Annotated in this window: 6 protein-coding genes and 1 pseudogene; 5 read left to right on the forward strand and 2 right to left on the reverse strand. The window is 67.2% G+C overall.

Translation table 11 applies throughout. From position 1 onward, the window contains the following. A pseudogene (gene recG, locus ACK5F2_RS05330) lies at nt 1-1,815 on the reverse strand (ATP-dependent DNA helicase RecG); the annotation flags it as partial. Between the two features lie 229 nt (nt 1,816-2,044). Here recG and ACK5F2_RS05335 point away from each other — a divergent pair. The 5 genes from ACK5F2_RS05335 (at nt 2,045) to ACK5F2_RS05355 (ending at nt 5,443) form a co-directional block, all read left to right on the forward strand. Then, nucleotides 2,045-2,656, forward strand: a complete 612-nt coding sequence (locus ACK5F2_RS05335) for a nucleotidyltransferase family protein (RefSeq protein ID WP_409863314.1) — start codon at nt 2,045-2,047, stop codon at nt 2,654-2,656. After that, nucleotides 2,631-3,152 carry a hypothetical protein gene (locus ACK5F2_RS05340; RefSeq protein WP_409863316.1) on the forward strand — a complete coding sequence of 174 codons (522 nt, stop codon included), beginning with the start codon at nt 2,631-2,633 and terminating at the stop codon, nt 3,150-3,152. The genes ACK5F2_RS05335 and ACK5F2_RS05340 overlap by 26 nt, the downstream gene beginning before the upstream one ends. 100 nt (nt 3,153-3,252) lie before the next feature. Continuing rightward, nucleotides 3,253-3,963: an alpha/beta fold hydrolase gene (locus ACK5F2_RS05345; protein WP_409863317.1), complete on the forward strand. Its 711-nt coding sequence runs from the start codon at nt 3,253-3,255 to the stop codon at nt 3,961-3,963. 333 nt (nt 3,964-4,296) lie between these two features. Beyond that, nucleotides 4,297-4,854, forward strand: a complete 558-nt coding sequence (locus tag ACK5F2_RS05350; RefSeq protein ID WP_409863319.1) for a tetratricopeptide repeat protein — start codon at nt 4,297-4,299, stop codon at nt 4,852-4,854. A gap of 10 nt (nt 4,855-4,864) precedes the next feature. Beyond that, nucleotides 4,865-5,443, forward strand: a complete 579-nt coding sequence (locus ACK5F2_RS05355; protein WP_409863320.1) for a GNAT family N-acetyltransferase — start codon at nt 4,865-4,867, stop codon at nt 5,441-5,443. On the opposite strand, the gene ACK5F2_RS05360 is transcribed toward ACK5F2_RS05355, so the two are convergent. Next, nucleotides 5,426-6,328, reverse strand: coding sequence for a polysaccharide deacetylase family protein (locus ACK5F2_RS05360; RefSeq protein WP_409863321.1), 903 nt, complete (start codon nt 6,326-6,328; stop codon nt 5,426-5,428). The two genes, ACK5F2_RS05355 and ACK5F2_RS05360, sit on opposite strands and share 18 nt — an antisense overlap. Between the last annotated feature and the right edge of the window lie 233 nt (nt 6,329-6,561).

Consider the following 6,561-nt stretch of genomic DNA (forward strand, 5'->3'; position numbering starts at 1 on the left):
CGGGCCGGTGTAGAGCAGCACGCAGACACTGGCCACCGCGCCGCGGCCGACCCGGCCGCGCAGCTGGTGCAGCTGCGAGAGGCCGAAGCGCTCGGCGTGCTCGATCACCATCAGGCTGGCATTGGGCACGTCCACGCCGACCTCGATCACCGTGGTGGCCACCAGCACGCTGGCCTCGCCGCCCGAAAAGCGCGCCATCACGGCGGCCTTCTCGGCCGGCGGCATGCGGCCGTGCAGCAGGCCCACCTCGAAGCCCGGCAGCGCGTCGACCAGCTCTGCATGGGTCTCGGTCGCGTTGTTCAGGTCCAGAGCCTCGCTCTCTTCGATCAGCGGGCAGACCCAGTAGACCTGGGCGCCACCGGCCACCTCCTGGGCGATTTTCTCGATCACGTCCTGGCGTTTGCCATCGGCGAAGACCTTGGTGACGATGGGTGTGCGGCCCGGGGGTAACTCGTCAATCGTGCTGACGGCCAGGTCGGCGAAATAGGTCATGGCCAGGGTGCGAGGAATCGGGGTGGCGCTCATCATCAGCATGTGCGGCTCTAAATCCATTGAGGCCAACTTCCTGCGCAATGCCAGGCGCTGCGCCACGCCGAAGCGGTGCTGCTCGTCGATGATGGCCAGGCCCAGGCGCGCGAACGTGACCTTGTCTTCGATCACCGCATGGGTGCCGATCACCAGCTGGGCCGCGCCGCTGGCCGCGGCGTCCAGCATCTTCTGGCGCGCCTTGCCCTTGACGCTGCCGGTCAGCCAGGCGACTTGCAGGCCCAGGGGCTCCAGCCAGCCGATCAGCTTCTTGAAATGCTGCTCGGCCAGGATTTCGGTCGGCGCCATCAGCGCGCATTGCCAGCCGGCATCGATGGCCACGGCCGCGGCCAGGGCCGCCACCACGGTCTTGCCCGAGCCCACATCCCCTTGCAGCAAGCGGTGCATCGGTTGGCCCAGGGCCAGGTCTTGCGCAATCTCCTCGCTGACCCGCTGCTGCGCGCCGGTCAGGCCGAAGGGCAGCACGGCCAGCAGGCGTTCGACCAGGCCGCCCGGCTTGGCGCGCAGGGCCGGTGCTTTCAGCAGGGCGCGCTCGCGCTGGGCCTGCATCTGGCTGATTTGCTGGGCCAGCAGCTCCTCGAACTTGAGGCGCTGCCAGGCCGGGTGGCTGTGGTCTTCCAGCGTGCCCAGGCGCGCCTGCGGCGGCGGGTGGTGCAGAAAGTTCAGCGCGTCGCGCAGCGGCGGCAGGCTGCTGGGCACCGTGCCCTGGGGCAGCAGCTCGCGCAGATCGGCGCGCTGCAGGCCCGAGGCGATGGCGCGGCGCAGGTAAGTCTGCGGCAGGCCGGCGCTGACGCCCGTCTACCCGGCCAGCGGCGTGTCGGGCTGCACGGCCTTGAAGGTGGGGTGCACCATCTCGCGGCCGAAGAAGCCGTGGCGCAGTTCGCCGCGCACGCGGATGCGTTGGCCCACGGCCATGCTTTTCTGGTGCGAGGGGTAAAAGTGGATGAAGCGCAGCAGCAGATCGCCGGTCTCGTCTTCCAGCCGCACCATCAGCACGCGCCGGCCGCGTGTCTCGATGCGGCATTCGATCACCTCGCCCTCGCATTGCACGGTGTCGCCTTCGCGCGTGTGGCCGATGGGCGTGATCTGGGTCTCGTCCTCGTAGCGCAGCGGCAGGTGCAGGGCCAGGTCGATGTCGCGCAGCAGGCCCAGCTTCTCCATGGCCTTCTGCGGCGCGGACTTGGGCTTGGCGGCAGCGGCCGCCGATGTGGCGGGTGCGGCGGCGGCGGTAGCAGCAGGCGATGGACGAGGAGGGGCCGAAGCAGGCATGGGCGGGATTTTGCCCTGCGGGCGGAGTTCGAAACCCGGCCGTGGCGTCGAGCTGCTGCGGGGCGCTGGCATCTGCATGTTCATCAAGCCTCTTTGGAGCTCAGGACCGGCAACATAATGGTGGTTTCGTTCGGTGCCACAAGCTGACATTCAGACCCAGGCCCCGTTGGCTTGGCGTGCGATACAAATACTGTATGAATATCCAGTTTATCAGCAAGAGGCGCCGCAGATGAATGCCCGGCACCCCGATCGCCACGACGAGCTGCGGGCCATCGTGCGCAGTTCTGCTTGGCTCATGCGCGCGCTCCATGCCGCACGTTACCTGGGCCTGCCTCAGTGGTGCATCGGCGCCGGCGCGTTGCGCAATCGGGTCTGGGACCATCTGCATGGCCACTCCGAGCCTTCAGCGCTGGCCGATGTGGACCTGGCCTATTTCGATCCCGAGGAGCCGTCTGGTGAAGAAGCGGCACACCAGGCAGCCCTGGCGCGCGCCTGTCCCGACTTGCCCTGGGAGCTGACGAACCAGGCGCATGTGCACCTCTGGTTCGAGTCTTGTTTCGGTCATGCCGTGGCACCGCTGCGCTCGCTTCAGGACGCGGTCGCCTCTTGGCCCGAGTTCGCTACCGCGGTGGCCGTGCGCCTGGAGGCCGACGACACGCTGACGGTGATTGCCCCGCATGGTCTGGACGATCTTTTCGCCATGCGCATTCGCCGCAACCCGGCCCGGGTCAGCGTCGAGACCTTTCGCCAGCGGATTGCGCAAAAGCAGTATGCGCAACGGTGGCCGCGGGTGCTGATCGAGGATGCGGTGCCTGATGAAGCCAGAGTTCATGTTGAGTGAGCGGAAGGTCTTGCTGCGAGCTTGCGAGGGCGTGGCTTGGCTTGGCGCGGCGAGCTGCCTGCTTCTGGCCTTTCGATGGGGTCGCTGGATCGAGGCTGGGCCTGCCATCGAGCCGACCTTGATGGTCGGCTTCGTTCTGCTTTTGTTGACCTTTCTGCCGGCTTGCGTGCTGGCTGAGGAGTACGGGCGTTCAAGGAGAGGGCTTGACAGCGTTTCGGTTCCCAAAGATGGGCTGACGCTCAATGAACTGGCAGAACTCCTGACCTGGGCCCCAACCCCATGCAAGGTGGCGGCCTGCCTGGGCATTGTCCTGGCGGTGTATGCGGCGCTGGAGTTTGGGGAAGTGGGCTGGTCTTCGATGGACCCACCCTCCGCTGCGGACGGTGTTGGGGCGGCTCTGTACCTGGCGACGTTTTTCATGCTGGCGCTTCCGGTGCTGGCGTCTGCGGCCCGCATGCCTGGCAGCTACGCTGAAAGCCTCGGTCATGGGCGATAGAGACTTGTTTGCAAGCGCCGGTCTCACAGCCTCCACTCGTGGCGCTTGTGGAGTCGAGCCCTCCGCAGGCGCGCTCCCGACCTTGGTCCTTTTGCCGGGCATGGACGGAACCGGTGACTTGTTTCAGCCTTTGCTGGATGCGCTCGGTTCCGGGATCCAGGTGCAGGTCGTGCGCTACCCGGAAGCCGAGTGTTGGTCGTACGAGCGTTTGCTGGCCTATGTGCTCGGCTTGCTACCGTCGGGCCGGCCGTTTGTCCTGCTGGGTGAGTCTTTCTCCGGCCCCATCGCAATCCGGCTGGCGGCCCTTGCGCCCAGGCATTTGCAGGGCTTGATCCTGTGTTGTACCTTCGCCCGCAATCCGCGCCCGGGCTTGTCTTGCTTGCGTCGCCTGCTTCCATGGGCTCCCTTGACGCGCATGCCTTCGGTCCTGCTCAGCGCGGCCATTCTGGGGCCGTGGGCAAGCCCTGAGCTCAGGCACTTGCTTCGCCAGGCTGTCGCTCGTGTGCATCCGTCGGTGATGCTCGCCCGAGCGCGCGCGGTGTTGATGGTGGACGTGACGAACGACTTGGCCTCGCTTCGCCTGTGCTTGCAAGCGTCGGCCGATCGATTGGTGCCGGGACGAGAGGCACAGCACATCGCCGAGCTTTTGCCTGCCACCAAGCTCCGAGTCATCACGGGACCGCATGGTCTTTTGCAAGCGGCGCCGGTGGAATCCGCCAAGGCCTTGCTCGCTTTCATTCGCCAGGTCGCAACAACCACACCATCGCCCGATGGGCCGGCTTGCGGTGCCCAACACGAGACGGTCCCATGATGCTGCCGCCCTTACTCGACGAACGCATGCACGATGGCTCCCGTCACTTTGCTGTCTTGCCTGAATCTCGCGGCAGCTTGCGTATGCTTGTTCATGTTCTGGCCTTGCCCGGTGCATGGCCTCGGGCCTATCTGCCATCGGTGAACGAGACCTGGTTGGATTTCAGCTACCGGCGTCATCGTTTCAGCTTGCACAATCCTTTGGGGGCGTGGTGGTTCTTTGTGAACGACTCCTGCTGTCCCGAACCCTTGCTGCGTGTCGTGCAGGCCCACTTCGCGCGCCTGCTATGTCCTGGGAGTCCGCATTAGGCTCCGGCTTCAATCTTCAGCAGCCATGTCTGAGTTTTTTCTCCGCTTCACCGCCCCCGACCCCGAGGCCCATGCGCGCAGCATCGCCGCCCTGCGTGAGCAGCTGGCGCTTCTGCAGGCGAAGGCTGGCGCCGGCGACGCCGTCGACGAGATGGCCTTGCTGGAGCTGGTGGCCGATCTGGCCAGCCTCTTGATCACCGCACGCCAGGAGGGCGAGGCCTTGCGGCTTTTGCAGGCGCATGAGGCCCTAGCTCAAGGTCCGCTTGAGATGCCGGCGCCGCACGAAGCCCTGGGCTGGTTCTGGTGTGCCTATGCCACCGCCCTGCAATACCTCGGCCAGCGTGCCGAGGCCGAGCCCATCTTCGCCCGCACGGTGGATCTGTGCGAGGCGGGCGGCTGGCTGCGTTTGCGCGCCATGGTGCTGCAGCACTGGGGCCGCAGCCTGGTCGAGCAGGGGCGCTTTGACGAGGCGGAATCGCGCTTCCAGCAGGCCCTGGCCCTGCGGGTGCAGCTGCAGGACCCGAGGCAGGCGACCACGCGCGAGGCGCTGGCGCTCTTGGCGCAGCTGCGCCATCCAGTTTGACCGTTCGAGCATGATCCCGGACGACCTGCTGGCCCGCCTGGCCGCCCCCATCGAGTCGCCCCGCCTGTGGCTGGAGCCCTTGCGTGCTGCCCACGCGGCCGAGTTGTTCGAGGGCTTGCAGGAACCCGAGCTCTACCGCTGGATCTCCATGGACAAGCCCGACCGCGTGGAGGCCCTGGCGGCACATTGGCAGGCGCTGGAGAGCCGCCGTTCGCCCGATGGGCAGTTCGCCTGGCCGGTCTGGGCCCTGCGGCGCAAGGCCGATGGCTGCTGCCTGGGCCGGCTGGATGCCGAGATCGATGCGCAGCTGAACGCGCCCAATCTCGGCTACTACCTGCTGCGCCCCGCCTGGGGCCAGGGTTACGCCAGCGAGGCGGTGCAGGCCGCCACGGCTGCGCTGTGTGAGCGCGGCGTGCGGCGCATCGTCAGCACGGTGACGGTGGGCAATCAGGCTTCGGCACGGGTGCTGCAGAAAGCCGGCTTTGTCTTTGATCGCATCCTGAAAAACAACGACTGCATCGCCGGCCAGATGCACGACGACGAAGCGTATGTCTGGACGGCGGACGCCCTCTCAGCGCCCGCTGCTTGAGGATTCGGCCGCGGCTGTGGTCTTGGCCTTGAGCGCCAGGCGATGCGCCCGCACATACCGGGCGATGTTGACGAAGCTGTCCACCCAGAAGCGCTCCGGATGGGCGGCCAGATGCTGCAGCAAGGCCTGGTGGGCTTCCTTGGACACACTCAGATGGTCGCCGCCAATGCCGTGGAAGGTGAGGCTGGCCAGCGTGCCCTGGGCGGCGGCCTGCTCGACGATGGCGATCAGCTCGGCGCCGCTTGAGCCCACCGGCCCGGCCGTGGGCACATCGGCCAGGTCCAGCGCGGCCAGCGAAGGCACGACCCCGCCCACGCGCGTTTTCATGGCCAGAAACTCCCCAGCCACGGCAGGGAGGTAAGGCTTGCCGCCGGCCAGTGGATCCGTGCAGGGGGCGGTGTAGGTGCGCTGGGTCTGGCCGTCGATGGCATACAAGTAGGCATTGGCCAGCTGCACTTCTTCCAGCATCTGAGCCACGCTGATCTTGTCGAGATCGCGGTGCGGCGCCACCCAATCGCGGCCAGGCGCCGAGCGTGAGCAGGGGTGGAACAGGGTGTGGTTGCCCAGTTCATGGCCCGCGGCCGCGGCACGCCGCCATTCCGGCAGGCGTTGCCGGACGACCGGGCTGGCCAGGGTCAGGTAGAAGGTGGCCTTGAGGCCCAGCGCGTTCAGCGCAGGGATGGCGTTGTCGAGCTGGCTGGCCAGGGCGTCGTCGTAGGACAGGCTGACGGCCGCCCGGGCGCCGCCGGGCCACTGGAAGGCGGGCGCCGGCTCGCTGTGGGCGCCGGTGGCCAGTAGGCACAAAGGCAGGCTCAGGGCCAAGCTCAGCAGAGCCCGCCAGCGCGGCCGGCCGGGCGTGTGTGCCGCAGCGAATGTGTTCATCATCAGAGTACGGCGCCTTGATCGTGAGGGGAGGCCGGGCAGCGCCCGGCTGGCGCTAGCGATGATATGTCGGCGCCATGGGCCTGACTGCCTGCCTGCGCGCCGCGAGTTTTGTGACGTTTCTGAAACCTCGGCCTGCAGGCCCGCCGCCGCCTCTACACTGCGCCCGCATGCAGCAAGGCAAACCCCTGATCCTGATCGTTGATGACGACGCCGAACTGTCCGCCCTGGTGGCC

This window comes from Roseateles sp. (assembly GCF_046300915.1).
Lineage (GTDB): Bacteria > Pseudomonadota > Gammaproteobacteria > Burkholderiales > Burkholderiaceae_C > Kinneretia.

Coding starts and splice junctions, on each gene's coding strand:
- ACK5F2_RS05345 (WP_409863317.1), top strand. CDS start 3,253: ATGGACGGAACCGGTGACTTGTTTCAGCCTTTGCTGGATGCGCTCGGT.
- ACK5F2_RS05350 (WP_409863319.1), top strand. CDS start 4,297: ATGTCTGAGTTTTTTCTCCGCTTCACCGCCCCCGACCCCGAGGCCCAT.
- ACK5F2_RS05340 (WP_409863316.1), top strand. CDS start 2,631: ATGAAGCCAGAGTTCATGTTGAGTGAGCGGAAGGTCTTGCTGCGAGCT.
- ACK5F2_RS05335 (WP_409863314.1), top strand. CDS start 2,045: ATGAATGCCCGGCACCCCGATCGCCACGACGAGCTGCGGGCCATCGTG.
- ACK5F2_RS05355 (WP_409863320.1), top strand. CDS start 4,865: ATGATCCCGGACGACCTGCTGGCCCGCCTGGCCGCCCCCATCGAGTCG.
- ACK5F2_RS05360 (WP_409863321.1), bottom strand. CDS start 6,328: ATGATGAACACATTCGCTGCGGCACACACGCCCGGCCGGCCGCGCTGG.